Origin of the sequence: Pseudomonas sp. LAMO17WK12:I1, assembly GCF_900177315.1 — a bacterium.
Taxonomy (GTDB): Bacteria; Pseudomonadota; Gammaproteobacteria; order Pseudomonadales; family Pseudomonadaceae; genus Aquipseudomonas; species Aquipseudomonas marginalis.
The window spans coordinates 1-25,822 of record NZ_FWZV01000019.1 but is presented as its reverse complement, the minus strand read 5'-3'; the positions used below and the strand labels follow the sequence as shown (position 1 = coordinate 25,822).

General features: G+C 60.6%; 27 protein-coding genes and 1 pseudogene. 8 read left to right on the top strand and 20 right to left on the bottom strand.

The features are described from left to right. Nucleotides 1-4 precede the first annotated feature (4 nt). The 6 genes from B9N88_RS28760 to B9N88_RS28735 all read right to left on the bottom strand — a co-directional run bounded on the left by B9N88_RS28760 (nucleotide 5) and on the right by B9N88_RS28735 (nucleotide 6,501). Nucleotides 5-721: a hypothetical protein gene (locus B9N88_RS28760; protein ID WP_027607614.1), complete on the bottom strand. Its 717-nt coding sequence runs from the start codon at nucleotides 719-721 to the stop codon at nucleotides 5-7. A 101-nt stretch (nucleotides 722-822) separates the two neighbouring features. Continuing rightward, complete coding sequence (locus B9N88_RS28755) at nucleotides 823-2,073, bottom strand: 2-aminoadipate transaminase (RefSeq protein WP_027607613.1); 1,251 nt, start codon at nucleotides 2,071-2,073, stop codon at nucleotides 823-825. Between the two features lie 148 nt (nucleotides 2,074-2,221). Continuing rightward, a complete protein-coding gene (locus B9N88_RS28750; RefSeq protein WP_027607612.1) occupies nucleotides 2,222-3,223 on the bottom strand; it encodes a diguanylate cyclase domain-containing protein in 1,002 nt (333 codons plus the stop codon). A 136-nt stretch (nucleotides 3,224-3,359) separates the two neighbouring features. Beyond that, nucleotides 3,360-5,258 (bottom strand): alkaline phosphatase D family protein, encoded by a 1,899-nt coding sequence (locus B9N88_RS28745; protein ID WP_027607611.1) that lies wholly within the window; start codon nucleotides 5,256-5,258, stop codon nucleotides 3,360-3,362. A gap of 123 nt (nucleotides 5,259-5,381) precedes the next feature. After that, the gene (locus B9N88_RS28740) at nucleotides 5,382-5,579 is read right to left on the bottom strand and encodes a hypothetical protein (protein WP_027607610.1); all 198 of its coding nucleotides are present in this window, start codon (nucleotides 5,577-5,579) and stop codon (nucleotides 5,382-5,384) included. Nucleotides 5,580-5,712: 133 nt separating this feature from the next. After that, nucleotides 5,713-6,501, bottom strand: a complete 789-nt coding sequence (locus B9N88_RS28735; protein WP_051429400.1) for an MlaA family lipoprotein — start codon at nucleotides 6,499-6,501, stop codon at nucleotides 5,713-5,715. A gap of 164 nt (nucleotides 6,502-6,665) precedes the next feature. Here B9N88_RS28735 and B9N88_RS28730 point away from each other — a divergent pair, with 164 nt between their 5' ends. Next, the gene (locus B9N88_RS28730; protein ID WP_027607608.1) at nucleotides 6,666-7,376 is read left to right on the top strand and encodes a response regulator; all 711 of its coding nucleotides are present in this window, start codon (nucleotides 6,666-6,668) and stop codon (nucleotides 7,374-7,376) included. After that, complete coding sequence (locus B9N88_RS28725; protein ID WP_027607607.1) at nucleotides 7,373-8,692, top strand: ATP-binding protein; 1,320 nt, start codon at nucleotides 7,373-7,375, stop codon at nucleotides 8,690-8,692. The genes B9N88_RS28730 and B9N88_RS28725 overlap by 4 nt, the downstream gene beginning before the upstream one ends. Nucleotides 8,693-8,714: 22 nt before the next feature. Here B9N88_RS28725 and B9N88_RS28720 read toward each other — a convergent pair whose 3' ends face one another. The 3 genes from B9N88_RS28720 to B9N88_RS28710 all read right to left on the bottom strand — a co-directional run bounded on the left by B9N88_RS28720 (nucleotide 8,715) and on the right by B9N88_RS28710 (nucleotide 12,146). Further along, nucleotides 8,715-10,958: an ATP-binding protein gene (locus B9N88_RS28720; protein WP_027607606.1), complete on the bottom strand. Its 2,244-nt coding sequence runs from the start codon at nucleotides 10,956-10,958 to the stop codon at nucleotides 8,715-8,717. After that, nucleotides 10,955-11,569, bottom strand: a complete 615-nt coding sequence (locus B9N88_RS28715; protein WP_027607605.1) for a biliverdin-producing heme oxygenase — start codon at nucleotides 11,567-11,569, stop codon at nucleotides 10,955-10,957. The genes B9N88_RS28720 and B9N88_RS28715 overlap by 4 nt, the downstream gene beginning before the upstream one ends. A gap of 196 nt (nucleotides 11,570-11,765) precedes the next feature. Then, entirely contained in the window at nucleotides 11,766-12,146 is a 381-nt protein-coding gene (locus B9N88_RS28710; protein ID WP_027607604.1) for a response regulator, read from the bottom strand. Nucleotides 12,147-12,344: 198 nt separating this feature from the next. On the opposite strand from B9N88_RS28710, the gene B9N88_RS28705 reads away from it, so the two are divergent. Together B9N88_RS28705 and B9N88_RS28700 are read left to right on the top strand one after the other, a co-directional pair. Continuing rightward, a complete protein-coding gene (locus B9N88_RS28705) occupies nucleotides 12,345-12,887 on the top strand; it encodes a demethoxyubiquinone hydroxylase family protein (protein WP_223841625.1) in 543 nt (180 codons plus the stop codon). A 42-nt stretch (nucleotides 12,888-12,929) separates the two neighbouring features. Next, nucleotides 12,930-13,304 carry a c-type cytochrome gene (locus B9N88_RS28700; protein ID WP_027607602.1) on the top strand — a complete coding sequence of 125 codons (375 nt, stop codon included), beginning with the start codon at nucleotides 12,930-12,932 and terminating at the stop codon, nucleotides 13,302-13,304. Here the strand turns inward: B9N88_RS28700 and B9N88_RS28695 are convergent, their stop codons facing one another. Genes B9N88_RS28695 through B9N88_RS28675 form a run of 5 tightly spaced genes read right to left on the bottom strand, consistent with a single transcriptional unit; the run spans nucleotide 13,305 to nucleotide 18,027 of the window. Then, nucleotides 13,305-15,326: an LTA synthase family protein gene (locus B9N88_RS28695; RefSeq protein WP_027607601.1), complete on the bottom strand. Its 2,022-nt coding sequence runs from the start codon at nucleotides 15,324-15,326 to the stop codon at nucleotides 13,305-13,307. After that, on the bottom strand, nucleotides 15,326-15,925 hold the full coding sequence (locus B9N88_RS28690; protein ID WP_027607600.1) for a hypothetical protein: 600 nt from the start codon (nucleotides 15,923-15,925) through the stop codon (nucleotides 15,326-15,328). Before B9N88_RS28690 ends, B9N88_RS28695 begins: the two co-directional genes overlap by 1 nt. Further along, nucleotides 15,925-17,193 carry a sialidase family protein gene (locus tag B9N88_RS28685; RefSeq protein WP_027607599.1) on the bottom strand — a complete coding sequence of 423 codons (1,269 nt, stop codon included), beginning with the start codon at nucleotides 17,191-17,193 and terminating at the stop codon, nucleotides 15,925-15,927. The genes B9N88_RS28690 and B9N88_RS28685 overlap by 1 nt, the downstream gene beginning before the upstream one ends. Nucleotides 17,194-17,215: 22 nt before the next feature. Further along, a complete protein-coding gene (locus B9N88_RS28680; protein WP_027607598.1) occupies nucleotides 17,216-17,761 on the bottom strand; it encodes a cytochrome b/b6 domain-containing protein in 546 nt (181 codons plus the stop codon). Continuing rightward, on the bottom strand, nucleotides 17,761-18,027 hold the full coding sequence (locus B9N88_RS28675) for a PepSY domain-containing protein (RefSeq protein ID WP_027607597.1): 267 nt from the start codon (nucleotides 18,025-18,027) through the stop codon (nucleotides 17,761-17,763). The genes B9N88_RS28680 and B9N88_RS28675 overlap by 1 nt, the downstream gene beginning before the upstream one ends. A 147-nt stretch (nucleotides 18,028-18,174) precedes the next feature. Here B9N88_RS28675 and B9N88_RS28670 point away from each other — a divergent pair, with 147 nt between their 5' ends. The 3 genes from B9N88_RS28670 (at nucleotide 18,175) to B9N88_RS28660 (ending at nucleotide 20,832) form a co-directional block, all read left to right on the top strand. Further along, nucleotides 18,175-18,837, top strand: coding sequence for a response regulator (locus tag B9N88_RS28670; protein WP_027607596.1), 663 nt, complete (start codon nucleotides 18,175-18,177; stop codon nucleotides 18,835-18,837). Continuing rightward, nucleotides 18,834-20,186 (top strand): sensor histidine kinase, encoded by a 1,353-nt coding sequence (locus B9N88_RS28665; RefSeq protein ID WP_027607595.1) that lies wholly within the window; start codon nucleotides 18,834-18,836, stop codon nucleotides 20,184-20,186. The genes B9N88_RS28670 and B9N88_RS28665 overlap by 4 nt, the downstream gene beginning before the upstream one ends. Before the next feature lie 79 nt (nucleotides 20,187-20,265). Further along, on the top strand, nucleotides 20,266-20,832 hold the full coding sequence (locus B9N88_RS28660; RefSeq protein WP_027607594.1) for a hypothetical protein: 567 nt from the start codon (nucleotides 20,266-20,268) through the stop codon (nucleotides 20,830-20,832). 228 nt (nucleotides 20,833-21,060) lie between these two features. Here B9N88_RS28660 and B9N88_RS32725 read toward each other — a convergent pair whose 3' ends face one another. The 3 genes and pseudogenes from B9N88_RS32725 to B9N88_RS28645 form a co-directional block, all read right to left on the bottom strand. Continuing rightward, nucleotides 21,061-21,177 (bottom strand): colicin E3-like toxin immunity protein, encoded by a 117-nt coding sequence (locus B9N88_RS32725; protein WP_175472335.1) that lies wholly within the window; start codon nucleotides 21,175-21,177, stop codon nucleotides 21,061-21,063. A gap of 24 nt (nucleotides 21,178-21,201) precedes the next feature. After that, a pseudogene (locus tag B9N88_RS28650) lies at nucleotides 21,202-21,893 on the bottom strand (S-type pyocin domain-containing protein); the annotation flags it as partial. A gap of 95 nt (nucleotides 21,894-21,988) precedes the next feature. Beyond that, the gene (locus B9N88_RS28645; RefSeq protein ID WP_027607593.1) at nucleotides 21,989-22,612 is read right to left on the bottom strand and encodes a hypothetical protein; all 624 of its coding nucleotides are present in this window, start codon (nucleotides 22,610-22,612) and stop codon (nucleotides 21,989-21,991) included. Nucleotides 22,613-22,827: 215 nt separating this feature from the next. On the opposite strand from B9N88_RS28645, the gene B9N88_RS28640 reads away from it, so the two are divergent. Further along, nucleotides 22,828-23,520, top strand: coding sequence for an EndoU domain-containing protein (locus B9N88_RS28640; protein WP_027607592.1), 693 nt, complete (start codon nucleotides 22,828-22,830; stop codon nucleotides 23,518-23,520). A gap of 62 nt (nucleotides 23,521-23,582) precedes the next feature. On the opposite strand, the gene B9N88_RS28635 is transcribed toward B9N88_RS28640, so the two are convergent. The 3 genes from B9N88_RS28635 to B9N88_RS28625 all read right to left on the bottom strand — a co-directional run bounded on the left by B9N88_RS28635 (nucleotide 23,583) and on the right by B9N88_RS28625 (nucleotide 25,236). Continuing rightward, entirely contained in the window at nucleotides 23,583-24,161 is a 579-nt protein-coding gene (locus tag B9N88_RS28635) for an RNA polymerase sigma factor (RefSeq protein WP_065926019.1), read from the bottom strand. A gap of 349 nt (nucleotides 24,162-24,510) precedes the next feature. Further along, entirely contained in the window at nucleotides 24,511-24,882 is a 372-nt protein-coding gene (locus B9N88_RS28630; protein WP_027607590.1) for a PH domain-containing protein, read from the bottom strand. Nucleotides 24,883-24,906: 24 nt separating this feature from the next. Further along, the gene (locus tag B9N88_RS28625; RefSeq protein WP_027607589.1) at nucleotides 24,907-25,236 is read right to left on the bottom strand and encodes a hypothetical protein; all 330 of its coding nucleotides are present in this window, start codon (nucleotides 25,234-25,236) and stop codon (nucleotides 24,907-24,909) included. Nucleotides 25,237-25,822: the final 586 nt, after the last annotated feature.

Genomic DNA, 25,822 nt, shown 5'->3' with positions numbered 1-25,822 from the left:
GGTGTCACTGCTGCGCGATGCTGTAGCCCTCAAACGCCGTCTGCTGTTGCAGCGCAGTAATCACGCTCTTGCGGCTCAGGGGCTGCTCGACGCCGGCGTTATCCACAAAGCTTTCAACCTCCAGCTCGGCTTCGTCGCCTTCGCCTACAAAGCTGAAGCCCAGGAACTCAAACGCCTCACGGTCGACGTTCAACCGCGAGCGTGGCGTGCGCAGCGGCAGGGTGACGCTGGTGCCGTCCTTGCTGATCACAAACACTTCGGCTTCTTTCTTGGGGCGGGCGGCCTTGCCTTTGCCGGCGCTTGGGTTGCTGATGGCCTGGTGAGACTGGTTCAGCACTTTGAGGGCCAGCCCGTAGACCAGCTCCTGAAACTCAGGATCATCCTTGAAGCTCGACAGGATGCGGCTGATGGAGAACTTACTGCTCAGGTCTTCAAGGGCGAGGTTGTCAGCGGCTTCGGCGTCCTTGAGCTGCTTGAGCTGGCCCATCAGGTCGTAGGCCTTGTCGTCGTCGAAGGCGTCCTGGGCCTGGCGGATGGCCACGCGCAGTTCGCGGATCTGGTCGCTTTCCTTGGAGGTGTGAAAGGCGTCCAGCACCATCTCGCTGATGATCTTGGCGGCTGGCACATGCTGTGAAAGATTGATGGCGTTTTCGTATTCAGCCTTGGCGTGCAAGGCGACTACGGATTCTTCGGCGGAGTGTTCGGTGTAAGAATCGGACATTGAAATTTCACTACTTCAGTAAACGGAAGACAAAAAAGCGTCGCGCATTTTCAGCGGGGAGGGGGATCAGGTCAAGGCTGCCGACCGGCGAATGCAGGGCGTCAAACCAACTGCTTCAGGCACGCCTGGAGAATATCCAGTCCTTCTTCCAGCACCGCAGGCTCGATGGTCAGCGGTGCCAGCAAGCGCACGATGTGCCGCGACTTGCCGCTGGGCATCAACAACAGCCCGGCGTCTCGCGCCAGGCTCAGCAATTGGGTCAGTTGCCGGGGCGCGGGCGTGCCGTCGGCGTTGGCCAGTTCGATGCCGCGCATGGCACCGACGCCGGTCAGGCGGCCCAGGTACGGCGACAGGTGCTGCGAACGCCAGGCGGCATAGCGGCCGACGATCGCTGCTTCCTGTTGCGAGCCCCAGGCCTGCAAGTGTTCGTCCGTCATCGCATCGAGGGTAGCCAATGCTGCCGCGCAAGCGATGGGGTTACCCGAGTAAGTACCACCGAGGCCGCCTTTGGGCAGGTTATCCATCAAGGCCTTGCGCCCGACCACCGCACCCAGCGGCACGCCGCCGGCGATGCTTTTGCCCAGCAGGATCAGATCCGGTTCGATGCCCAGGCGTGAGAAGGCGAAACGCCGGCCGGTGCGCCCGAAGCCCGATTGGATCTCATCGGCAATCAACAGGATATTGTGTTCATCGCAAAAGCGCCGCAGGGCGTGGGCAAACTCGATATCCAGCGCCAGGAAACCGCCTTCGCCCTGCACCGGCTCGATGATGAAACAGGCGACGTCACCGACGTCGATTTCCACGCTGAACAAGCGGTCCATGGCTTTCAGCGCTTCAGCGCAGCTCACGCCGTTATCGGCGCTGGGGTAGGGCAGGTGATACACCGGGCCGGGCAGGACGCCGACCTTTTGTTTGTAGGGCGCCACCTTGCCATTGAGGTTGAGGGTGGCCAGGGTGCGGCCGTGGAAAGCACCGTCAAAGGCGATCACCGCCGTGCGGCCGGTGGCGCCGCGCACGATCTTCAAGGCGTTTTCTGCCGCTTCCGCACCGCTGTTGGTAAGCATGCCGCTGACGGGGTAGTCCACCGGGATAAACCCGGTCAGGCGATCCATCAGTTCGATGTAGGGCGTGTGCGGTGCCGCGTTGAACGCATAGTGGGTCAACTTCGTCGCCTGTTCCCGAATCGCCGCCACCACGCCCGGGTGGCAATGGCCAAGGTTGAGCACGCCGATCCCGCCGACAAAATCGATATAGCGTTTGCCCGTGGTGTCCCAGACCTCGGCGTTGCTGCCATGGCTGAGGCTGATGGGATGAACGATGGAAATCGACTGGCTGATGGTTTCGCGGCTCATGAATCTCGAACTCGGCAGTGGCGGGCGTGCTTTTATCTAAGCCGTGGGCCAGGCCCTGCCGCAAACGAAATAAAGTCGCCGGGTCATTCCAAATCGGAAGAGCTGTTGCCAAAAGCTCGTTTTTGGCAACGCCGTAGCCCCGTCGATGCTACGCCGACACCCCATCCTTGCCCGCCGCCTTGGCGCGATACAGCGCCTGATCGGCACGCGCCATAAGCGCGCTGGGGGATTCATCCATACGGCGCTCGGCCACGCCCACGCTCAGGGTAACGTGGAGGCCGCCGCGCATCGGGATCTTGCGCATCTTTTGGCAGATTTTCTCGGCCAGCTCCCTGGCGGTTTCCAGTGCGCTTTTGGGCAGGACCGCGATGAACTCATCGCCACCCCAGCGCGCGAGCAGGTCGCCTGGGCGCAGGCAGCTTTCCAGGCATTCCACTACCTGCAAAAGGGTTTGGTCGCCCACGCCGTGACCATGCTGGTCATTGATCGGCTTGAAATCATCGATATCCATCGCGATCAATGCCAGCGGCAGGCGAAAACGCTGGGCGCGGTCGCACTCTTCCAGCAGGACTTTTTCCAGGCGATAGCGGTTGGCGACGAGGGTCAGGGCATCCCGTTCGGCCAGGGAGCGGTTTTCGTCCAGCTGCAATTGCAACTGCTGGTTGACCCGTGACAATTCGCGCGTGCGCTCGGCCACCAGCGCCTCAAGGGATTGGTTGCGCCGCTCCAGCTGTTCGACGGAGCACTTGCGTATATGAATATCGCGATGGGCGCCGACCATCCGCGCCACCGAGCCATCGGGGTTACGGGCAATCACGTAGCCCCGGTCTTCAATCCACAGGTAGCTGCCATCTTTTTTGCGGCAACGGTATTCGATTTGATAATGGGGAGCGCGACGGTGGATGTAGTCATCGAACAGCGTCATCACGTGGGGGTAGTCTTCCGGGTGGATGACGGTCTCCCAGGTGAACACGCTGTTTTCCAGGGAGTGGCGGGGGTAGCCCAGCATTTCGTACCAGCCTGGGTTGCGGTAGACGAACCCGGTATTGGCGTTCCAGTCCCAGATCCCGTCGCTGACCAGCTCCAGCACGGTATGCAGCATGTCGGCATTGAGGTGGGAGAAATTACCGTTGTCGGAGGTATCGTCCATCTGTGCGCTCCTTGCATGGGCTGGCGTCCAAGGCCAGTCATATTGATGCCGATACTCCGTGGCTGGAGCTACTGTACAACGGAGCTTGTGCGCTTTGAATAGGGCGGATGGACGGCTACAGGAGGGTGGCCATGGGCTATTGCTTCGGCGCGATCATCCTCGTACGCGCCTTCCCATCGGCGTTGTGCTGGTAGATCGTGTCAGGTTGCCCCCGCTCGTTGAAAAACACTTGGCCGATGCCTGCCGAATTCCATAACCGTTCACCGGCCTCGGCATGCTCCGGGATGTGCGGCACCACCTGCATGGTGCGGCGGCGAGTGAACCAGTTGAGAGGCGAGCGCGGCGAGTACAGCCAGCGGTTGAGGCGGTCGAACCATTCCAGCAAGCGCGGCGGGAATTCGTTCTTGATGCCGCTGCTGGTGATCTGCCAGATTCTGGGGCCGGCGTTGCGATGGCGGATCAGCACTTCATAGACGAACGAGTAGTGCACATCCCCCGAGAGGATCACGTAGTTACCCGGTGTGCGCGAGTGGCGAAAGATGTTGAGGATCACCTGGGCCGCACCGCGATGGGCCATCCAGTTTTCTGCGTCCACCAGCAACGGGTGGCCGCACCAGCTGAAGATTTTCTGCACGGTCTCGATCAGCTTGACGCCGAAGATCGGCGCGGGGGAGACGATGATGGCCGAGGGATGGTCGAGCAGTTCCTGTTGCAGTTCGCTCAAGGCTTCCCAGTCCAGCAGGCCGGACGGTTGCTTGAGGGTGAATTCGCTGCGCCAGCGCCGGGTGCGGGTGTCGAGCACCACCAGGGCCGGGGTGGTGGGCAGTACGTAGTGCCACTGCTGGAACTTCAGCAGCGCCGCGAGCAAATCATCCTGTGCCTGGGCGTCCAAGTGATTGTCCTGCGCCTGGGTGGCCAGTGCCTGGGTGTGGCCCACCAGCTCATCAAAGGCGTCCGGGTTATTGCCCCAGCCCTGGCACAGCAGGTACGCCAGCAGGGCGTTACCGATGATGCGTCTGGAGAACGGATGGCCGTAGGCGGTTTCTTCCCATTGCGCGCTGAGGTTCCAGTCGTCGGTGATGTCGTGATCGTCAAAGATCATCAAGGTGGGCAGATGGGCGAATACCCGCGCCACGCCCGGCAAGCCGTCGCGAAATTTATCCACCTGCACCTGTTCGCGGGCATAGCGTGCAGCTTCATCGGCGTTCAGTTGCGGTGGCTGTACGGTGATCAGGGACCAGGGGGTGGGCGACCACACCAGCAGGTACATCGCCATGACTTCGGCGAACGTCACCAGGTGATTGTCGGCGGTGCTGCTGGTGAAAATCGGCTTTTTCACGCCGCCAAAGAAACGTTCGCGCAGGGTCTCATTGCTGTCCAGCGCGGGTAGCAGGTCAGCGCGGTGGTAGTAGCTGGCGTGATGCCCGTAGAGGCTGGCGCTGTCGTCTACCACCGCGCCTTCCAGGTACTCATCGAACAGGCCCAGGCGCGCAATCAGCCCATGGATCGCCCGCAACATCGGCCCGGCCACATCGTCGGCGTACACCTGGTCGCCACTCATCATCAGCAAGGCTGGGCGGTCGGCCGGGGTAGGCGCATCCGCCAGCAGCCGATCGACGCAGAGCAGGCCTTCGTCGGCGCTGTGGTGAGGTTTGCGGCAGGAGCCGTGTACCAGTTGATGGATGTGGCTGTGCAGTACGAAACTTGGGCAGTGTGTGTCGGCGTACAGCAGGTGCGATGCCCATTCGGCAATGCCGGCGTCGTCGACCAGCAGGTCATAGTGGATGACTATGTCCTGGGGCAGCGCCTCGTCCAACCGTACATCAATCAGATGGATGTACGCCTGGCGCCCCACCGGCACGACCTGGCACCGGTCCTGGCCCAGCGGCATGTCCAGGCACTGGTCGGCACAGTGCAGTTTCAGGCTCAGGGGCAATGCCCGGCTCCCCACCAGCCACAGCACCAGGCGCCGGGGTTCCAGGCGCCGCAGCAGAGGGCCGGCGAGTACGGCGGGCAAGGTGTCGGGATGTGGCATGCGGTAACAGGCTCCGGCCAGGGTTGAACCGGCAAGGTTAGCGCAACGGATGTCAGTGTTTTGTTAAAGCGGAGCGGTCTGTAAAAAAGAAGAAGGGCAATACGCTGCCCTTCTTCCTGCGGTTCAGAGCAAGTTCCCCTTGCCCAGGCTATCCAGGCCGCCACTTCTGGGGCGGTTGCGCGATGAACCGTCAGCCTCCTGAGGCTCCAGTTGCGGCTGAGGGTCTTCAATGCTGCGTTTCTTGCGTTGCAGGGCTGTGTCGTCCTGCGGCGTAGTGGGGGGAGGAGGGGGGAGCGGTGTGGCGTTGATAGAGCTGAGCATGGCAGTGTCCTTTTATCTATTAGTCGAGTGTTACTTCACCCCTTGGAGCGAAGTGCCGCCAAACTTATAGAGCAGGGCGCTGGCGAGCTATAAACGTCCTGCTGCAAGATATGACGACCTTTGGCTACTCGGCTCAGAAGTCATCAGCGGCGCCGTCCGCGCAACCCCCGGTCGCGGGAGTGGTCGCGCCGTCCTTGCCATCCAGCACAAAGGCCGCACGGTTTTGTGCCACGACATTACGTATTGCGCTGTAATAGTCCGGCAATTTTTGCAGGCTGTCGGTGAGCGGCAACAGTGATGCCCGGGTATCCACGGTGCCACCTACCAGGCTGAGGGTGCCCAGGGTCTGCACGGTGTCACTGTCTCCCAACGGCGAGACCAGGAAACTCAAGACCTTGCCTGCCGCATCGCGGCTGTTGCCGGTGCCCAGCAGTGGCAGTTCGACAATCGGCCCGTTGCCGATGCCCCACACGCCGAATGTCTGGCCGAAGTCGGCGCTATGGCGCGGGATGCCCACGCGGTCTGATACATCGATCAGCCCCACCACGCCCACTGTGGTATTCAGCGCAAAACGGCCAAGGGTATTGACCGAGCGCCTTGGGTTGCCTTGCAACAGGTCATTGATAAACACCTTCGGCTCGCTGAAGTTGCTCGCAAAGTTATGCACACCCTGCTGGAAAAAATCCGGCAGGTAGCGGTAGCCACGTGCTACCGGCGCCAGGGCGTAGTTATCCACCGTCCGGTTGAAGGCAAACACCCCGCGATTGAGCGGTTCGGCCGGGTCGTACACCGGGTAATTCACCTGTGCGCAGCGGGTGGTGGTGCCCGAGGGGGCCGGGCTGGCGCAGCCCGTGAGGTAAGACACGGTCAACAACAGCACGACCTGGTGAGCCAGGTGCCGGGGATAGGTCAGCGAGCGCATAAGCACGGTCTCCGCAAAAGGGAGGCCGATGCTGGCAGCCGTCCCTTGCGCAAAGATGTCTGGTTTATTGCGGCGCTGACGCTTTATTGCACGATTGAAATATATGACGGGCTGCGTCGAATGGTTTTAGATGGCGCATCGACAACACCCAGTGATGCCCGCCTGTGAGCAACCTTTTGATCGTGGACGATGACCTTGAAGTCCTCGCGCTGCTGAAGAAATTTTTTATGCAACATGGCTATGCGGTCGAGACCGTCGCCGGTGGCACCGAGCTGTGGGCCGCCATGGAGCGTCATCCTGCCGACCTGATCATTCTTGACCTGATGCTGCCGGGGGAGAACGGCCTGTTGCTGTGCCAGCGCCTGCGCCAGCAGTACGCAACACCGGTGATCATGCTCACCGCCATGGGCGAACTCAGCGACCGCGTGGTAGGCCTGGAAATGGGCGCCGACGATTACCTGAGCAAACCCTTCGACGCCCGTGAACTGCTGGCGCGGGTGCGTGCGGTATTGCGTCGGGCAGGCGAGGGGCGGCCAGTGTTGGGCGGGTCTGCCCGTCCCTTGATTCGCTTTGCGGGCTGGCAACTGGACGTTACGCGCCGTGAACTGCGCTCCCCCGACGAGGTGATGATCCCGCTGTCATCCGGCGAATTCGACCTGCTGCTGGTCTTCGTCGAACACCCCCAGCGCGTGCTGACCCGCGAACAACTGCTGAACCTGGCGCGGGGCCATAGCCATGACGCGTTCGACCGCAGCATCGACGTGCAGGTCAGCCGCCTGCGCCGCAAGCTGGAGTTCGATACCAAGCGTTCGGCCATGATCCGCACCGTGCGCAACGGCGGTTACCAGTTCACCGCCAGTGTGAGCCGTTCATGAGCCGCCGTCCACGTGACACCGTAGCGCGCTGGATTGCCCTGACCATCCTGGTTGCGATGTTTACCGCGCTGGCGCTTAACGCCCTGTTCGTACAATTGGCGGGCGTGTGGGCACGACCACCGTTGACCGAAATCGGCTTGCTGGAAAAGATCGCCGTGGTGGTGCGCGCGGTCGAGGCGTCGCAGCCTGCCCAGCGAGCACACCTGGCTCAGGTGATGGGCGATGAGTCCTTCAGCGTGACGTGGGTAGCGCAGCGCGCGGCCTTTGATTTGCCCGTGCTGAACGACCCGGACTTTGATTCGGGGGAGCAAGCGTTCAAGCACCTGCTTCAGGGACCGACCCGGCCCATGGAAGCCTACGAACCGTCCGACTGGCCAGGTGGCAACGGGCAGTATGTGCTCCTGATGCAACTGGCCGATCAGTCCTGGCTGATGTTCAGCGCCCGTGCCCGCAGTTGGGGGCTGGACGAGGGCGTGCGCAGCGTGATCGTAGTGCTGCTGGTGCTGATCTCGACTGCGCTGGTCACCCTGGTCGCGACCCGTCGCCTGGCTCGCCCCCTGCAACACTTCGCCCAGGGCGCGCGGCGCTTTGGCGCCGACTTCCGCGCGCCGCCCATCGAGCCGGTCGGGCCCCACGAAATCCGCCAGGCGATCCTCGCGTTCAACGGCATGCAGGCGCAGTTGCGGCACTTTATCCAGGATCGCACGCAAATGCTCGCGGCCATCTCCCACGACCTGCGTGCGCCCCTGACCCGCCTGCGCCTGCGCGGTGAATTCATCGAAGATGCCGACCAGCAACGCCGGCTGTTCAATGATGTCGATGAAATGCAGGCCATGATCAACACGGCCCTGGCGTTCTTCCGCGACGACGCACGCCTGGAGCAGGCCACCCAGCTGGACCTGGCGGAACTGCTGCAAACCCTGATCGACGACTACCGCGACCAGGCGATCGAACTGGCTTTCAGCGGACCGCCGCGCCTGGTGTACTTTGGCCGGCCCTTGGGCCTCAAGCGGGTGATGACCAACCTGATGGACAATGCCATCCACTACGGCCGGGCGCCTGAAATCGAACTGCAACAAGGGCCGGCCGAAGTGGTGATCCGCGTGCTGGATCGCGGCCCGGGGATTGCGGCGCAGTATCGCGAACAGGTGTTCCTGCCGTTCTACCGCCTCGAAAATTCACGCAACAAAAGCACCGGCGGCGTCGGACTTGGGCTGTCTACCGCCCGGGCGATTGTGCTGGAACACGGCGGCACACTCACCCTGTCGGAGCGCCAGGGTGGTGGGTTGGAGGCGGTGGTGGTGTTGCCGGTGTAACCGGTGCTCGCCACAGGGGCGGTCAGGTATGGGAGTCCTCAATCACCTTCGGCACCGTAAACCGGAACTCACTGCCACGGCCCACTTCACTTTCAGCCATGATCTTGCCGCCATGGGCCTGGACAATCCCCTGGGTGATATACAGCCCCAGGCCGGTGCCGGTGGGATTGTTTTCCGACTGGGTCCAGTAGCGATCAAACACGTGGGGCAGTTGATCAGGCGCAATCCCTTCGCCTGAGTCACGCACCGAAAACACGATCTCTTCACCATTGGTCATCGCACTGATGCCGATATTGCCCTGGCGCGGAGTGAACTTGATGGCATTGCCGATCAGGTTCGACAGCACCTGGAACAGCCGCTCCGGGTCGCCGTTGATCTGCAGGCCAGGCTCTGCGTTGAACGACAGGTCGATGCCTTTTTCCATCGCCAACGGCGCGAGCAGGGAGTAGGCCTCTTCGAACATTTGGCTGACGTCCAGGGCCACGGGTTTGACCACGTAGCGCCCGGCCTCGATTTTCGAGGTGTCGAGCAAGTCTTCCAGCAAGACGTTCATGCGTCCGGCAGCCTGTTGCATGGTGTCGATGGCCGAGGAAATGCGTCGCGAGGTATGCGGGCCGTCGGAGCTGAAGGCCTTTTGCATCATGCCGCAGAGCATGGAGATCACCGTCATCGGGTTGCGCAGGTCGTGGGACACCACCGCCACCAGGTCATCGCGGGCGCGCACGGCCTGTTGCTCGCGCAGCACCTGGCGAGCCAGGTCGTTTTCCAGGGCCGAGCGGCGCAGGTCGTTGGCGGCGAACAGGTCGCCATGGCTCCACTTGGTGGAAATACCGGCCATCTCCACCTTCCAGATTTCAAACGAGGTACGCGGGCGAAGGCGCAGGCCGGCGTCGGAGTTTTCCAGGTCGAGCGGCTTTTTCGGGTCACCACTCCAGTTAATGTTTTCTTTCACTTCCGGGCGGAACCACAGCACGCCGTTATCCACAGGCTTTGGCAGGCTCATGGCCAGGACACCGCTGGCCACCTGTTGGAACTCGGCGCCTGGCGGATAGATCGACACCAGATTATGGCTGGAGAACACCGGCTCGCCGCTGTCCTGCAGCCACTTGTGCAAGGCCCGGATCTGCGCCGGTTCCGGGCAGTTGCCGTAGCGGTGCAATTGCTTGTCTTCGATGATCGCCACGCCGCCGGACAAGGTCAGGTCCATCAGCACCTGGCCTCGCTGGGCCAGGCCGTCGAACACGTTTTCTTCGGAGGCCTTCATGGCTTTATCCAGCAACGCCAGGGCCTCGACTTTTTCTTCCCGCTGACGGCTCAGGTCCAGGGCTTCCATGGCGCTGATCTGCAATGACAGCACCTGGCCGATGGTCTGGCAGGTGATGCGCAAATCATTGGGTACCAGCAGCGGCTCGCGATTGCCGCAACTGATCAGGCCCCAGAGCTTGTCGCCCTTCATCAGCGAAATGCTCATGGACGACAGCACGCCCATGTTTTGCATGTACTGGCAGTGAATCGGCGACACGCTGCGCAGGGTGGCAAAGCTCAAATCCAGCGGTTCGCCGGTATCCGGGCGCAGCTTGGGCAGCAATGGCACCGGCTCGTAGGCCGCATTCGGGATGATGCGCAACCAGTTGGTGCGATACAGCTCGCGGGCCTGTTCCGGGATATCGGACGCGGGGAAGAACAGCCCGTTGAACAGCTCCATGGACGGTGCCGACGCTTCCGCGATCACCTGGCCATGGCCTTCTTCTTCGAAGCGGTAGATCAACACCCGGTCGTAACCGGTCATGGCCTGGATTTCAGTCACGCTGATTTCGTACAGCGCTTGCAGGGTTTTCGCTGATTGCAAACGTTGCAGCATCTTGCCCAAGTCACTGCTGCGGCCTTTCAGGGCCCGCGGCCGGAAGTCCTTGAGCCGCGGTTCGAATTCCAGCACCAGCACGTCCTGATGGCGGTGCAACAGGCCTTCGAACTCGGCGCCGTTGAGGGTGACGTGCAAAGGCGGCGCATCAAGGAAGCTGTTGTGTTCGGCCATGGCCTGCACGGCCTGGGCATGCTCGGCACCGATCAGCGTGTGCAGTGGCTGGCCCAGCAACGACTCGGGGGCGCGGTTGAACAGGCTGGCGACGTTAGTGCTGACTTGAATGATGTTCAGGTCGGGCTCCGACAACGTCAGCAGCACACCGTGGGGTTGGATCGCCCCTGGAAAGCGGATGGGCTCGTCGGCACAGTTGGCAAGCAGCTCTTCAAAGTCTTCGGGTTTCATAGCAGTACCTCCTGGCTGTCGAGCCATTGCTCAAAGCAGCTGAATGTCGAGCGGGCCGCGTGCACCGCGCGCTGTTTGGCTGGCGTGTCCAGCGGCAGGCGGCCCAGGTAGTCGAGAAAATCTTTCCAGAGCCGACCGGTTTCGGCACCGTACACATCGAGGAACGCCCCTCCGTTGTCGGCGTCCAGCGCCAGGCGTCGAGCCATTTCCCGACGCAGTACCTGGCCGCCCAGGGTTGCGCCTTCAAGCACATACAAGGCGCCGAGGCAGGCGGCGGGGGTGTCGAAAGCGGGCAATTGCCCACAATGCGGCAAGGCGTTGATCGCGCAGGCGTCCAGGCCAAGGGCGTGAAGATCGTCGATCAGCGTCGGCGTTTTCATACGCAACGCAGGGTCGAAGCCTTCAGGGATAAACTCACAGCTGTACAGCGCTGCTTCAATCGGCCGGTAAAACCCGTAATACGCCTGGATCAGGCGCCGATACCAGTCGGCATCCAGCTCTTCGGAAAAAAACGGCAGGCGTTCTTCCAAGGCTACGTGCAATAGGCCGGTGCCTGCGCGCAACGCGTCCAGCAATGAGGGCGCACCACCATCATGGGCCTGTGAATGCATGCAATGAGCTCGAACTGTGGGCCTTCCGGCCATGAATGACGCGTTGTAAAAGGCGACAATTCTACACAACAGGTGAGCATCAGCTGAACGCACAAGACGAAAAGGCTGACCAGCGGATCAGAAAAGTCGCTCCCTGCTGATGCAAGTGACCACAAGGCAGGCTGTGAAGTTCGGCAAAAGTGATATCGCGAAGCTATCAATGCATGGATGAGCCCTGCTGAGTCAGCGCCGTTTGCACACACTCAAGCAAATGTTCGGTGCTCCACGGCTTGGGCAGAAACCGCACGGAGCCGCCCAATTGCTGTGCAAGTTTGGCATTGCCGGAGGTGAGCAGTACCGGCACCGACGGCCAGCGATGAGCCACTACCCGGCTCAAGTCATAGCCGTTGAGCAACCCCGGCATCTGCACATCGCTGACAATCAAGTCCACCGGATCATCGCCGCGTTCCAGGTAAATCATTCCTTCATCGGCTGAAGGAAAAGACGTCACAACCGCGCCGAAATCCTCCAGTACATCCACCATCAACGACCGAATGATCTCGTCGTCTTCCAATACCAAAATCGATGGCTGAGCCATGATCCTTACTCCACCATCAGGGTTCAGTAAGGTGGAGTGGAACGGGGCCGGTTAGGTTCGATTGGATGCGTATGGGGCGATGGGTGGTCAGTTTCGAGGGTCTAGGTTGCGCATTTGCGCGGAGGTACGGCAGGATACCGGCGCTCTGCAATCAGGATCGGCCCGAATCCCGTGGGCCCTCGCACAAGGTCGTCAACCGTGAACGCTTCCGCAGCCCCCTTGATCGACCCGGACCTGGGCAATCGCATGATCAAAGTCGATCACGCCGGCGAGCATGGCGCGATCTGTATCTACAGCGGCCAGCTGTTTATGGCGCGATTGTTTGTACCCGGCATGGTGGGTGAGCTCGAGGAATTCCTGTCCCACGAACGTCGCCATCGCGCGGTGTTCCAGGCCGAGTTGCAACGACGGGGTTACCGACGCTGCCGCAGCTACTGGCTGTGCGGCCTTGGCGGGCTGGTGCTGGGCCTGCTCACCGGGGTGTGCGGGCGCAAGGCTATTGTTGCCACCACCGTCGCGGTGGAAAGCGTGGTGCTCAAGCACCTGGCTCATCAGCTTCATGCGTTACGCGAAATCGACCCACTGGCAGTGGCGGCCATTGCTTCCATCGTTGAAGAAGAGCAACACCACCACGACCACTCGGCTGCGCAGATCGATGTGCAGGATCCCTGGTTTCGTGCGCTGACGCCGGTGGTTACGGCGTGGACCGAAGCGGTGATCTGGATGGGCATGCGCTCCTGACAAACAGGCATAATCGCCGCCAACACCGATGTGGAGTCACCCATGAAGTACGTCCTGCTGACCCTCGCGCTGATCCTCAACACCGGCGCCGCCAATGCCGCCGGCGATGCCGAGGCCGGCGGCAAACTCTTCACCAAGACCTGCGGCGGCTGCCACAGCGTCGGCGAAGGCGCTCGCGGTGGCTTTGGCCCGGAGCTCAACGGCATCATCGGCCGACCTGCCGGTACCACCACCGACTATCAATATTCGGACGCGATGAAAAACTCCGGTGTGGTCTGGACCCGCGACAAGCTCGCGGCCTACATCGAAGCGCCCAAAAAGGTGGTGAGTGGTACGCGCATGATTTTCTGGGGCATCAGCGACCCGGAAAAAATCGACAATATCCTGGCGTACCTTGAGACGTTCCAGCCCAAGTAATCACTCACGCACATTCCTGAACAGCATCAACCGCGCACTTTCGTGCAGCCCACGGGTCAGTGCCTGCAGGCGCTGGAATTCCTCGGGGTGCTGCGCGGCCACATCGTCACGCGGGGTGAGTGATGCCAGGTCATGCAAGGTGGGTGAGCTGCCGTCGTGCTGCATCTGCAGCAAAAAGTGCCGGGTCACGCCGCCGATGATCGGGAAGGTGCCTTCGCGCAATACCAGCGGCACCACGCGCTCGCCCTCGGGCGCCGGTTGCTGGATGTCCCGGCCCATCGCACCGTTGCGGAACGGTACGCCTGCCATGCCGGCCACGGTGGGCAGCAGGTCGGCCAGCCCCACCGCTTCTTCGATCACACGCGGTGCAAGGCCGGGAGCGTGGATCAGCAGCGGCACGTTGTTACTTTCCAGGCCCAGCTGCTCGAAGGCCGGCGCCATGTGCGGGATCTGGCTGATGCGGGTGTTGTGGTCGCCGAAGAACACAAAGATGCTGTTGTCGTAGTAGCCACCGGCCTTGGCGATGTCCATCAGCCGGCCGATGTTGTAGTCCAGCAGACGCACGGCGTTGTACTGCTCGACACTGCGGGACCCCGCGGCCTGGGCCTGTTCCAGCGTCACGTGGCTGAGCTGGAAGCCATCGTTGTGTTTGGGGATGGTGAAGGGGCGATGGTTGCCGGAGGTTTGCAGGTAGGCAAAGAACGGTTGGTCCTTGGGAAGCGTGCTCAGCAGATCGTCAGCTTCCTTGAACAGGTCCAGGTCGGAAATCCCCCACACGTCTACCCGTGGCGACTGCCAGTCGCTCTCCTCGAACAGTTGCACATCGTCGATGCTCTGGCGGATCAGTGCATTGATATTCGCCCAGCCGGCGTTGCCGCCGATCATGTAGAACTTCTGGTAGCCCTCGAATGCATTGATCAATGTGTGTTGCCGCGTGATCAGCGGGTTGCGCGTGGCGGTCTCCTGGCGGGTGACGTCGGGCACGCCGGTGATGCTGGCCCACACGGTTTTCGCGGTGCCGGTCACAGGCACGTAGAAGTGTTTGAAGAACCAGCTTTGCGTCGCCAGTTTGTCCAGGTTCGGCGTGGGGTTGAGCGGGTTGCCATAGGCGCCCACGGCGCTGGTGCCGAGGGATTCGAGCATCACGAAAATCACGTTGGGCGGGCGCTCGCCGGCCAGTCGATAGGGCTGCACGCCTTGTTCGCGGATGAAGTCCAGGGACTGGGCATCGGGCTGGGTCACGCCCAGGTATTGGGCAACTTGCGGGTAATACTGGCGGACCTGGGCCTCATCGAACTGCGATTGGCCGACCTTGAGGGTGTCATACAAAAACAGCACCGGGTTCAGGCCCACGGCGGCCAGTTGGCTGTTGCCGGCGAAGAAGGCATCGCTCCAGCGCAGGGGCACCGGGTTTTCCAGGTTGAGATGGGCGACACGGCCGAGCAGGGCCAGCAGCACCGCGACGACGCCCATCACACTCACCACTGCCAGTGCCGGTTTGCCGATAAGGGCGGGCGCTCGATCCAGGGTCAACCGCTCCAGGCAGACCAACGCCCAGACCCAAAGCGCCACCGCCGCGAGCCAGCAGGCGGTTATCCACAGTACCGGGTAGGTTTCCCACACCATCTGCTGGGAAATCTGCGCATCCTGCAGGTAGCGCAGCACCGTCGCATTGATACGCACGCCGAGGTAGGCGTAGTGGCCGAAGTCGATGATGTACACCAGCCCCACCACGGCCAGTGCGATGACCAGGTAAGCGCGCGCCAGCCAGCGCAGGGCCGGCAGGGTGGTGAGGTTCCAGCGCGGCAGCCACGCCAGCACGGCCAGCGGCAGCAGGATCAACACCGCCAGGCGCAGGTCGAAACGCAGGCCGATTCCCAGGGTTTCCAGCAGCGCCGGGGTGTTCAAGTCCAGGCCGGAAAAACCCAGCACAAACACCAGCCGCAACGCAGCCAGCAACACAAATACCAACCCGATCGCGCCCAGGCCGTAGCGCAGGCGGCGTGATTGCAACGCACTCATCATTGACCCCGGTGCCATTTCAAAAGAGGGCGCCAGGCGGCGCTGATCAGCAGCCCCGCGCCGGCGATCAGGCAGTAACCGGTCAGCAACGGATCGACCAGATAATCCCAATAGTTTTCCGACGCCTTGAGCCGTAACGCAAAGGCCAACGTGCCCACCGCCAGCATCCACGCCGCCAGCGTATTACGCAGCCACAGCATCAACAGTGCGGCTGCCGCCACCAGGACGATCATCGGCCGCGGGTTGAAGCCCCAGCGGTACGGGTCGAAGTAGGTCAGGCCCAACGTGGCCGGGTACAGCACCAGGCTCAGCAGGCCAAACAGCAGCAACGTCTGCACTTGATGCCGACGAGCTAGCGGTTGCACTAAGCCCAGGCGGCTGAGCACGACCCACGCCAACAGCACCAATGTGCTGATCGCCAGGTCATCGGTAAAACTGCGCACATACGCCGCCAGCGGCAGCGCGTTGACCGGGATAAAACTGACCGCCACCAGCACCGGCAGCAGCCATGGCCGCCAGGGAGCGGTAAACCTGAGCGCGCTCAACAGCACAAACCCCAGCAGCACAAAACTCAAATGGGCCTGCCACACAGAAACCATCACAGACGCTCCGCCAGCCAGGCTTCGTTGAAGCTGACATGTTTGATAAAGGTGTTATTCCACGAGTACACCACGTGGTACATGCCGTCCGGGCTGCGGCTGAAGTACGGGTACTCGTATTCGAAATCGCAGCCTTGGGGTTTGCATACGCGGTAATCGAGGTTGCTGAGAAAGCGCTGTTCCAGCGGCAGGCGTTTGGCGCCGCTGGAGGCGCGGAAGCCTTCGCCGATGATTGCTTTATAGGCCTCGGGGGAGAACGGTTGGCCGAGCGGGTCGGGTGACTCATCCAGTTGCACCACGGTGCGCCATTGGCTGAGCTGGGCGTCGGTGCCGTAGAGACTGAGCTTGAAGCGGCCGTCCTGCAGGTCGTTGAGGGCCACGAGCAGCCCGTCATCCTCGGTACCCACCGCCGCCAACGATGAATTGGGATTTGCCGGTTCCAGTGGGTACGGCTCGCTCCAGGTTTGCCCCGCATCTTCGGTGCGGCTGGCCAGGACGCGGTGGTGGGTGTCGCCGGCGTAGCGCAACATCGCCACGGCACGCTTGTCATCCAGCGGCACGATAGTGGGCTGCAGGGAATTCTTGCCGCGGCTGATGCGGAATTTGTCGATTACCGCGCCGTCGGCGCTCAAGTACAGGTACTCGGCAAACTTGCCCATGAACTCGTGGTACACCGGCAGGCCGATGGAGCCGTCGGCGTGGAACACCGGTGCGGCGCGTACCAGGGTACTGATGTTGAAAAACGGTGAGGTCACCAACTGTCGGGGCGCGGACCAGTTGGCGCCGAGGTCGTCGGACACCATCAGGTTGATCGCACTGGTGGCCCAGCCACCGACCGACACCGACACATAAAACATCCACAGGCGTTTATCCGGCCCCAGGGCAATAACCGGATTGCCGAGCTTGCGGATATAACGCTGGGTGCCGGCGCGGGTGCTTTCCCGCGTGGCCAGTACCTGCTCGGCACCCCATTCGCCGCTGCGCGCATCGAAGCGTGCGGTGCGCACCTGTACATCGGCGGCGCCTTCACGGGAGCCGGCAAACCACACGGCTATCAAGTCGCCACCGGGCAGGGCGGTGACCGAGGACGCGTGGACAAAGTCAGTGAGCTGCGAGGACACAAAACGGCTGGTGTATTGCGGCGGCGCCGCCACCTTCGAGGTGTTTGGCGTCACTTGGGCAAAGGGGGCCAGCACATGGGGCGGATGGCTTAGCCACGCGGCCACGAAGACGGCGAGCAGGCTGCAGATCAGTAAGGCGGAGCGCATAGAGGACCTGTCGAGAAAAGGATTACTGCGCACGCTCATCCGGCAGGCGCTTCCTGCGACCGGTGAGCATGGATAACGGCAGGTTGTCCCGCACCTGGATACTTTCAAACACCGCGGCCAGCACATGGATGCACACCAGGCCCAGCAGCACATTGGCGGCGGTCTCATGGATTTGCAGGGGCCAATCGGCGCCCCACAGGGCATCCACTTCCTGCATCAAAAAGCCGCTGATGCCGACGACCAGCAACGCGAGCAACATCAACAGCATCACCAGCGCACCGATGGGCGAATGGCCCAGGCGGTGTTGCGGGCGGCGGTTGAGCAGCGAGCGCAGATGGGTGTTCAAGCGTTTCGGGGTCGGCCAGAAGTCCGCCCAGCGTGCACTGCGCGGCCCGATGAACCCCCACACCGTTCGTACCAGCAGCCAGGCCATGGCGTAGTAGCCCAGCCAGACATGCCAGTCGTCGCCCGCTTCGTTAAAGAAGTAATTGGCGACGAATACCCCGGCGATCGACAGATGAAACAGCCTCACCAGTGGGTCCCACAGGCGCAGGGATTCGCCTGGCATCAGCCTTTGATCTCAGTCTTCACGGCCCTGCCGGTGACCGGGTCGTGGTAGATCTCCACCTTGCGCTTGTCCTTGTCGAAGCCGTAGATCTCGTAGCAGTTGCCATCGGTGACCTTGAACTTGCTGATCTCGTAGCCTTCGGCCTTGAGCTTGTCCTGGAAGGCTTTTTCGTCTTGCCATTGCGAGCGTTCGGCGGTGGTGCATTGCGGACCGGCAACGGCCAGGGGGCTGGCGATAATCAGGGACAGCAGGAGAATTTTGCGCATGGAAAAGCTCTCAGCAGATGTGGGAGATTTAACAGTGCAAAACCAACCTTAGGGCAACCTTAGTTGGCAACGCGCCGTAACATCTTTGCTGGAATAGCCCCGCCCAGAACCCGGCATGATGCCGCCGATTCCTACAGAGACTTTGCTATGCGCCTACTCCTTGTCGAAGATGATCGTGCCCTTGGCCAAGGGATTCGCGTGGCATTGGGCGTTGAGGGCTACACCCTGGATTGGTTGCAGGATGGCGTTGCGGCCCTGCATGCCCTGCGCACGGAAAGCTTCGATCTGTTGCTGCTCGACTTAGGTCTACCGCGCCTCGATGGCCTGGACCTGCTGCAGCAACTGCGTGCCGAGCAGCACGACCTGCCGGTGCTGATCCTCACCGCCCGCGACGGCACCGCCGAGCGCATCGCCGGTCTGGATGCCGGTGCCGATGATTACCTGGTCAAGCCGTTCGATGTGGAAGAACTCAAGGCCCGCGTGCGTGCCCTGCTGCGCCGCAGCCAGGGGCGCGCGCAACCGATGCTGGAACATGCCGGCGTCAGCCTCGACCCGGCCACCCAGCAGGTGCGGTACCTGGACGCGGACATCATCGTGACGCCGATGGAGTACCAACTGCTGCACCAACTGATGGTGCGCCCCGGCAAAGTGGTGACCCGCGAGCGCCTGTCCCGCGCGTTGTATGGCTGGCAGGACCGGGTCGAGAGCAACACCTTGGAAGTGTTGATCCACAACCTGCGTAAAAAGTTATCCACCGAGCTGATCCGCACCGTGCGCGGCGTTGGCTATGTACTGGCGCTCAAACCATGACCTCCGTGCGTGCTCGTATCCTCATCCCTGTCCTGGTGCTGATCCTGTTGGGCGACGCCCTGATCAGCTGGCTGGTGCTGCGCGACAGCCACCACGAAATCGAAGAAGTCTACGACGCCCAACTCGCCCAAAGCGCGCGCCTGTTGCAAGGCGTGCTACGCCAACGCGACCCCGGCGAGGCTGATTGGGACCGCCTGTACCAGGCCTTCGACCAGGCCATGAGCCGTGTCGGCGAAGACGGCGTCGCTCACCCTTATGAAACCCGGTTGACCTTCCAGGTGTGGCGCAGCGACGGCCAATTACTCGTACGCTCCGCCGAAGCGCCGGTGTTGGTCGCACCGCCGGCTACCCTCGGGTCCCACGACATCATGGACAACGGCAACGACTGGTGCGCCTTTCTCCTCGCCGATCCGCAACAGGGCCTGCTGATCTGGGTGGGCGAGCGCGACGACATTCGTCAGGACGTGATCCAGCGCATCATGCGCCACACCCTCTGGCCCACCTTGATCGGCGTGCCGCTGCTCACGGTGTTGATCTGGCTGGTGATCGGCTGGGGCCTCAAGCCCTTGCGCGCCATGGCCCGCAAGATTCGCGGGCGAACCGCCGAGACCCTGCAACCGCTGCACCTCAAGCCGCTGCCTACCGACCTGGAGCCGATGCAAACCGCGCTCAACCGGCTGTTGGTCCAGGTGGATGATCTATTGGAACGCGAACGCCGTTTTATCGCCGACGCCGCCCACGAACTGCGCACACCCCTGGCGATCCTGCGCATCCATGCGCAAAACGCCCAAAGCGCCGGCACCGAGGCCCAGCGGCGAGAAGCGTTGGACTTCCTGGTCAACGGCGTCGATCGCGCCACCCGTATTGGCAGCCAACTGCTGACCATGGCGCGTATCGAACCGCAGTTGAACAATCCCAAGCGCAGCCGCGTACAACTCACCGAGCTGGTGCGCGAAGAACTCGCCGAACTGACACCGCTGGCCATGGAGAAAGGCGTGGAGTTGGTGCTGGAAGGGGATGAAGACTGCTGGATCGAAACCGAACCGGTGGCACTGGCCATCGCCCTGCAAAACCTGGTGACCAACGCCCTCAACTTCTCCCCGCCGGGCAGCGAAGTGAAAGTGGTGATTGGCGCCCATTGCCTGAGCGTGGAGGACCAGGGGCCGGGCATTGATGAGGCGGAAATGGGGCGTTTGTTCGAGCGGTTCTACAGCCGTGGCAATGCCAATGGCGCTGGGCTGGGGCTGGCGATTGTGGAGATGATCGTGGGTAAGATCGGCAGCCGGTTGGCGTTGCATAACCGGGAGCAGGGCGGGTTGTGTGCGCGGTTGGTGTTTAACGAGACCTGAGGCGATCATGGCGGAACATTCTGTTTAATCGCAGGTCCAGTCATCATCGTTCACCTTGATAAGATAAGGACATCCTCCCGTGAAGCGAATCGCACTGCTCTCCCTGGCCCTGGCGCTATGTGCCTGCCAATCCAACCAACGCGACTCATCGCCCAGCCTGTTCAAGGACGGCATCCAGCTGCGCCAGAAAGCCGTGGCCGTCGATGCTGAGCATGCCAAAGTCATCATGAAAGCCTACGGCGGCACCGCTCCCGTCGAGTTCTCGGTACGCCGCGAAGGCGACCCCGATGAACGCATGGAAACCCTGGGCACGGTGATGGATACAGGTGAAGGCCGCGTCTTCAACTGGATTGCAAAGCTCAACCAGACGGTGGCCAGCGCTGGGTTCAAGCGCTTCCCGCAGTTGGAGATCCAGGCAGAACCTGGCAAGAAGCTGATCGTTGCCAGTTCGTCCACCGACTCACGCCCTGGCATCTACGCCATTTGCGGGCCTCTGTTAAGTAGCTTCCAGCCTGAAAAGGGCAAGGTGTATCTGGTGGAGTTCCAGTTCAAACCTTCGGCGTGTGCGCAGCAGGTGTTTGATATTACGGATCCGGGGAAACGGGTTCTGATTGGGGGGGAGGGGAGTGAGGCGAAAGAGGGTTAGGTGGACGGCCGAACAAATGCGGATGATGCGCTTGGAAGGACCTGAAGGTTTGATACTTCCAGCGCTCTCCGCCAGGGTCTTCATCGGTTGTGCTGACTTCGCCGAAGTACCAATGCTCTGATTCGAAAACGTTTCCTTTTTCGTCCTCGTGGATGAAGTGAAAGCCAACTTCTTGGAGGCCTGCCTGAACGACAGTCTGCGCATGAAGATGAATTCTCTAAGTCTGTGTTATTCGTTTGCACCTTCGTAATCAAACGCGATGAAGTAGTCGCTTTCTGAGAGAGCAATTTCATGAGAGAAGTGTGTCTGTATCAGTGATAGCCATTCACGCCGCAGTTCAAACATACCGTTATTGACGTCCTCGTCTATCGACCCATCACTTGCAAGATAAACTTCCAACTCTCCATGTTGGGAATCCCATTCATAAACTTTCCTGCCTTTTTCCTCAATCCAACGCTCTCTCAGCCCGGCACCGCCCTGTCTGGGAGCCATGGGTTTTGCTTTTATCAGGTTTCCAAAGCCAGTTATTTGTTCAGTATTTGGAGCCTTGTGGTACTTGTGATCCCCCGCCTTGACACTAACCACCACATACAGCGGTCGAATCCCCGACTCCACCGGGAACACCAGAATAAAATCCCGATACGACGGCGGATAAATCGGGTTCACCAGAATCTGCGCCGCTTTATCCGTCGGCGGGTAAATCCAGATCACCGGTGCTTGTGGCGCAGCCTCCAGGGTCGGAATACCCAGCGTGCCACTTGGATCAACGGCGGGTGTCCAGATCAGCTCGACACCCTCACCCAAATCCGCCACAAACTGATCGCCACGGCTTTGGAACTGCACCACATCAATCATTTGCCAATCAGGATTATTGCCGGTGTAAACCCATACCCCTTGAGCGTGCCGTCCTCGCGTTGCTCGATATGCAAGCGCATCTGCGAACGCGGGGATGGCTCGTAAAAATCAACAGATGGCGAATACGGCGCCCGCGACGGCTGTGGGGTCAGGATTCGCTGTTTGAGTAACTCTTCTTCGGTGGGGGGATAAAAGCGTTCTGACATGGATGGCTCACTTCCTTGTGCTAGGGAGTGAGGCTACGAGGGGGACGGGGGGGCAGGTAAGGCACGCGGCGATTTGCTCGCCGCGTGTTTCAACGTTACATCGGCGCGAAATCGAACGACCACAGGCCGCTGGCACGGCTTACCGTCACGTTCACCTCAGTGGCGGTGATGGGCGCGATGAACTGGGTCATGTCCGAGAAGTTCTGCACGATATAGGTTTGCCCGACCATCGGAGGCGTTGCCACCATGAAGTAAAAATTGGGCTCGTATTCAAAGCTTACGGTCATGCTCGAGTCCACTTTCGGCATGGTCACTACAGGCCGACCGTTGACGTACCAGTTGCTGTCGAACTGCAGGTACGGGTTGGTTTTGTTGATGATGCCGCACTGCTGCGGTGTGAGTTTCTCCTTGGCCAGTGAAAGCGCCGCCGGCTCAAGGTACGGTGACAATCCGTTAGGGCTGACCGCCTGAAGCAAGGTGCCAGGGTTAAGCGTGCGACGGCCCGAGATGATGGTATTGCTGTCTTTTTCACCAAGGGTGGTGACATCGGTTTCGATGATGGCCTCGTAGTCGAACGACTCAGTGGCACCGGCAGAGCCGGTCAGGATCTGCCAGGCGTGAATCCGATAATCGCGCTGAGGCTGTTGGGGTTTGAGAAATACCAGAACGGTCTTGCCTTCCATATCATCGACAGCGAAGTTCACATTGAATGTGGTCATTGTCCTTCTCCTTGTTCCCTGTTCAAGCCGGAGCAACATGCCTTGGCTTATCCCTCCTGACGTACCGCGTCACCGCTTGTGAAGATCTGTTTCAACTTCTTCCTCGCTGTGCAAGAAAGCCGTGCAGACGCGGTCATGTACGCTTCACAACTGGTAGTCGCGTTGCGTCCTGACGAAGGGGCATTCCGTCCCGATTGTCAGAAAGGAGTCTTGTCATGCACGCACTTACCGTCGTTGCCATGGGTGTGGCCAGCGCACTACTGAGCCTGTCGGCTGCTGCGCAGATGGACTGCGCTGCGGCTTCAGCCGCGGTGATCCCGCTACCGGTGCAGGTCAGCAACGTGGCTATCCCTAACAGCCGGAGCAACCCGCAGATAAACCAACGGCATATCTTCTGTGGCGAGATCAACGCCGCTGGCAATGCGGTGGGGTTTCACTCTCGGCCCGGTAACCATGATCCGCTGGTGGGGCCGCTGGCGCTTGACCCGGTTGCCGCGCGTACCATCGGTCCTCGTACATACATGGTGCCTTACGGGCTTAATCAACCTAACGATTACCGCTATGCAAACGCCAACGTAGAAGTGTTTAACGTGGCGACGGGGACGTGGGTGGCCAAGGCAGGGCCTTCCACGTTCTTCCCCGACAGTTGCACGCAACAGCAGGTTGTCGCGTCGATTCGCTATGCCTTCATGCACTTGAGCTCTGGCCTGGTGATGGGTGGGGGAAACAGCCAGATTTTCTTCGGGCCTTCCGCGCCGACGGTGATCGCCGTCGTTCCCAATCCTTATTGTGTTGATGAGCAAGGGCTGGCATTTACGGTTGGCGGCTATCTCAACGGTATTCCCCCTGCGCCTGGTGCTGCCTTGGTTTGGTGGGTGAGTTCAGCCTTCCCGATCGCGGCTTTCTGAGTATGGAAAAGCCTGCCCCAATGATTTGGGGCAGGCTTGTTCTTGCGGGGCTTGCCAATGAATCAAGTGCCGCAAATCGGACCGAGTAAACCCCGTAATTGCTGCCGTGCCAGTTGCACACGCTTTCGGGCGTTGGACTCACTGATCAGCAACGTGCCTGCCATACCTTCGTATTCCAGGCCATCGATGCAACGCAGCGCCAACGCCTGCGAAAGTGTCGCCGGCAACCGGCCGATGGCCAGGTTAAGGGCCTGCAAGGCTTCTTGTCCGCACGCATTGCGTTCCGGGTCATCATGCGGAGGTTGCCAGGTGACGCTTTCATACAGATCGTGATCAAGCCATTCAAGGCTGCAGGTGACCGGCGTTTTGCGCAGGCGGTCGATACAAAAGTTGTGCGCCACCCGCTTGAGCCAGGCGGGCACATTCTCCACGCTATTCAAGCGTTCGGGGGCCTTGCTCAACAGGTTGAACAAATGCAGGCGCACCTCGCTCAAGGCGTCCTCTGCATCCTGGGGGCGGCGCAGCAACCGTCGACAGCGCTGACGAATGATTGCGTCGTGATGGATCAAGAACAGCCAAATTTCATTCGGCGCACAGCCGTGCTCGACACCGTGCGGCTTCGCATCCCTGTCACTCGCCATAATCATTCCCTGATCAACTGCGGCGCCAGGCCCGACAGGCTTTTTTTGCAAAGCGTGTGGGGCACTGGCCGGAGCAAGCAGGACGGAATAACGACAGGGTTTGTGAACGTGGGCTAGTGAAATAAGGGGCGACGGTGTAGGAAATGCAGATTGGGGGGCGGTAGCCTCATGCTTCTGAGTTCTGGCTTGGTGAATGTGGGTAGCGTCAGCTGTTGACTGGGGGCTCCACTTATTTGATGAGGTTGCGTGTCGTCAGCCTCGGTTTACTTTTAGGTGATCGGGCTCGGTTCAACAGCGTGGGTGACGATCAATAGGCGTCATCGGTGATGTTCTGAAGCATGCCTGCTGATCAGCTCAGCAAGTGCTTGGAGATCAAGCGCGAGATTTCAACAATCGAGGTCTTGCCGGTGAATTCAAATTTCACTTTCCCCAACGACGAAAAGTAAATCTCCAGTTCCGAATCCAGGTCAAACGTCCCGGACGTTTCCACCGAGTACGCGACGATGTTTTTGTACGGCAGCGAGGTGAAGTCCTTCTTGCTGCCTGTTATGCCTTGTACGTTCACTGCGATGATGCGTTTGGTGGTGAAGACCACGCCGTCGCGCATGGCTTTGTAGGCGTCGATGACTTCTTCGCCGTCCAGCAGCAGGGCCGCGACGCGTTCGGCGTATTCGTTGTTTTGCTTGAGTTTGAAGAAGCCTTTGTTATTGAAGTCGATCATGTGAAGGTCCTTGTGGTGAGTCCGTTATTGAATGGCTTTAAGGTAGTCCTTCAGTGTCGCGAGCAGTGGCTTGAGTTCCTCCAGCGTGGAGGCTTGCTGTACGTCGGTAGACAACCGCTGCAGCTCACGTCCCAATACCGTATCGGCCCCACCCAAAGCGACCAGCGCCTGCGCCATACACTCGTCTATCTTCAGCAGAACTCCAGGCAGATCCCCCTGTCGCACCAGCAATCCGAACACCTCCCGCTCATACCGATCCATCACCAGGTCGTCCCTCAACACCGGGCTGCCGCCGTCCTCCTCATGCACGAGCTTGAGTGCAAAGAGCGCAACAGCTTCCAGCGTCAATTCCATGGTGTCGGTTCCTCTGGGGTTGGGGGAGGGCGATGATCCCTGTTCTGGGCGTGAAAACAAAGACCCGATGCGTACCGGGCTCTCCTGCGGTATTAAAGAGTCGCCTGACTTCACGGGGACACCGGAGTCATCCTTGGCAGTCGCATCCCCTATTGGCCAAGTACACCTTCTATCTATATAGACGCAACGACGCGCTTCTTTTAAAGGAGGGCGTCGTTGCGTCGCGGTGTGGGCTCCTTGCTAAGGAAAAGATTTTTCAGGGCGGGGGTTGACCATGTAATTCAATGCTGTACTATTCGCCTCCCGCTGACGAGAGATCGGAAGCGCAAGTGGTTGAAGTTGTTGAAGAAATCTTCGAAAGCTTCTGAAAATAATCACTTGACAGCAAATGAGGCTGCTGTAGAATGCGCGCCTCGGTTGAGACGAAAGCTCTTAACCAACCGCTCTTTAACAACTGAATCAAGCAATTCGTGTGGGTGCTTGTGGAGTCAGACTGATAGTCAACAAGATTATCAGCATCACAAGTTACTCCGCGAGAAATCAAAGATGTAACCAACGATTGCTGAGCCAAGTTTAGGGTTTCTTA

Coding starts and splice junctions, on each gene's coding strand:
- B9N88_RS28695 (WP_027607601.1), bottom strand. CDS start 15,326: ATGAGTGCGTTGCAATCACGCCGCCTGCGCTACGGCCTGGGCGCGATC.
- B9N88_RS28635 (WP_065926019.1), bottom strand. CDS start 24,161: ATGGCGAGTGACAGGGATGCGAAGCCGCACGGTGTCGAGCACGGCTGT.
- B9N88_RS28700 (WP_027607602.1), top strand. CDS start 12,930: ATGAAGTACGTCCTGCTGACCCTCGCGCTGATCCTCAACACCGGCGCC.
- B9N88_RS28625 (WP_027607589.1), bottom strand. CDS start 25,236: ATGGAATTGACGCTGGAAGCTGTTGCGCTCTTTGCACTCAAGCTCGTG.
- B9N88_RS28720 (WP_027607606.1), bottom strand. CDS start 10,958: ATGAAACCCGAAGACTTTGAAGAGCTGCTTGCCAACTGTGCCGACGAG.
- B9N88_RS28640 (WP_027607592.1), top strand. CDS start 22,828: ATGCACGCACTTACCGTCGTTGCCATGGGTGTGGCCAGCGCACTACTG.
- B9N88_RS28725 (WP_027607607.1), top strand. CDS start 7,373: ATGAGCCGCCGTCCACGTGACACCGTAGCGCGCTGGATTGCCCTGACC.
- B9N88_RS28680 (WP_027607598.1), bottom strand. CDS start 17,761: ATGCCAGGCGAATCCCTGCGCCTGTGGGACCCACTGGTGAGGCTGTTT.
- B9N88_RS28690 (WP_027607600.1), bottom strand. CDS start 15,925: ATGGTTTCTGTGTGGCAGGCCCATTTGAGTTTTGTGCTGCTGGGGTTT.
- B9N88_RS28670 (WP_027607596.1), top strand. CDS start 18,175: ATGCGCCTACTCCTTGTCGAAGATGATCGTGCCCTTGGCCAAGGGATT.
- B9N88_RS28630 (WP_027607590.1), bottom strand. CDS start 24,882: ATGATCGACTTCAATAACAAAGGCTTCTTCAAACTCAAGCAAAACAAC.
- B9N88_RS32725 (WP_175472335.1), bottom strand. CDS start 21,177: ATGTTTGAACTGCGGCGTGAATGGCTATCACTGATACAGACACACTTC.
- B9N88_RS28755 (WP_027607613.1), bottom strand. CDS start 2,073: ATGAGCCGCGAAACCATCAGCCAGTCGATTTCCATCGTTCATCCCATC.
- B9N88_RS28675 (WP_027607597.1), bottom strand. CDS start 18,027: ATGCGCAAAATTCTCCTGCTGTCCCTGATTATCGCCAGCCCCCTGGCC.
- B9N88_RS28715 (WP_027607605.1), bottom strand. CDS start 11,569: ATGCATTCACAGGCCCATGATGGTGGTGCGCCCTCATTGCTGGACGCG.
- B9N88_RS28645 (WP_027607593.1), bottom strand. CDS start 22,612: ATGACCACATTCAATGTGAACTTCGCTGTCGATGATATGGAAGGCAAG.
- B9N88_RS28745 (WP_027607611.1), bottom strand. CDS start 5,258: ATGCCACATCCCGACACCTTGCCCGCCGTACTCGCCGGCCCTCTGCTG.
- B9N88_RS28740 (WP_027607610.1), bottom strand. CDS start 5,579: ATGCTCAGCTCTATCAACGCCACACCGCTCCCCCCTCCTCCCCCCACT.
- B9N88_RS28665 (WP_027607595.1), top strand. CDS start 18,834: ATGACCTCCGTGCGTGCTCGTATCCTCATCCCTGTCCTGGTGCTGATC.
- B9N88_RS28760 (WP_027607614.1), bottom strand. CDS start 721: ATGTCCGATTCTTACACCGAACACTCCGCCGAAGAATCCGTAGTCGCC.
- B9N88_RS28710 (WP_027607604.1), bottom strand. CDS start 12,146: ATGGCTCAGCCATCGATTTTGGTATTGGAAGACGACGAGATCATTCGG.
- B9N88_RS28750 (WP_027607612.1), bottom strand. CDS start 3,223: ATGGACGATACCTCCGACAACGGTAATTTCTCCCACCTCAATGCCGAC.
- B9N88_RS28735 (WP_051429400.1), bottom strand. CDS start 6,501: ATGCGCTCGCTGACCTATCCCCGGCACCTGGCTCACCAGGTCGTGCTG.
- B9N88_RS28685 (WP_027607599.1), bottom strand. CDS start 17,193: ATGCGCTCCGCCTTACTGATCTGCAGCCTGCTCGCCGTCTTCGTGGCC.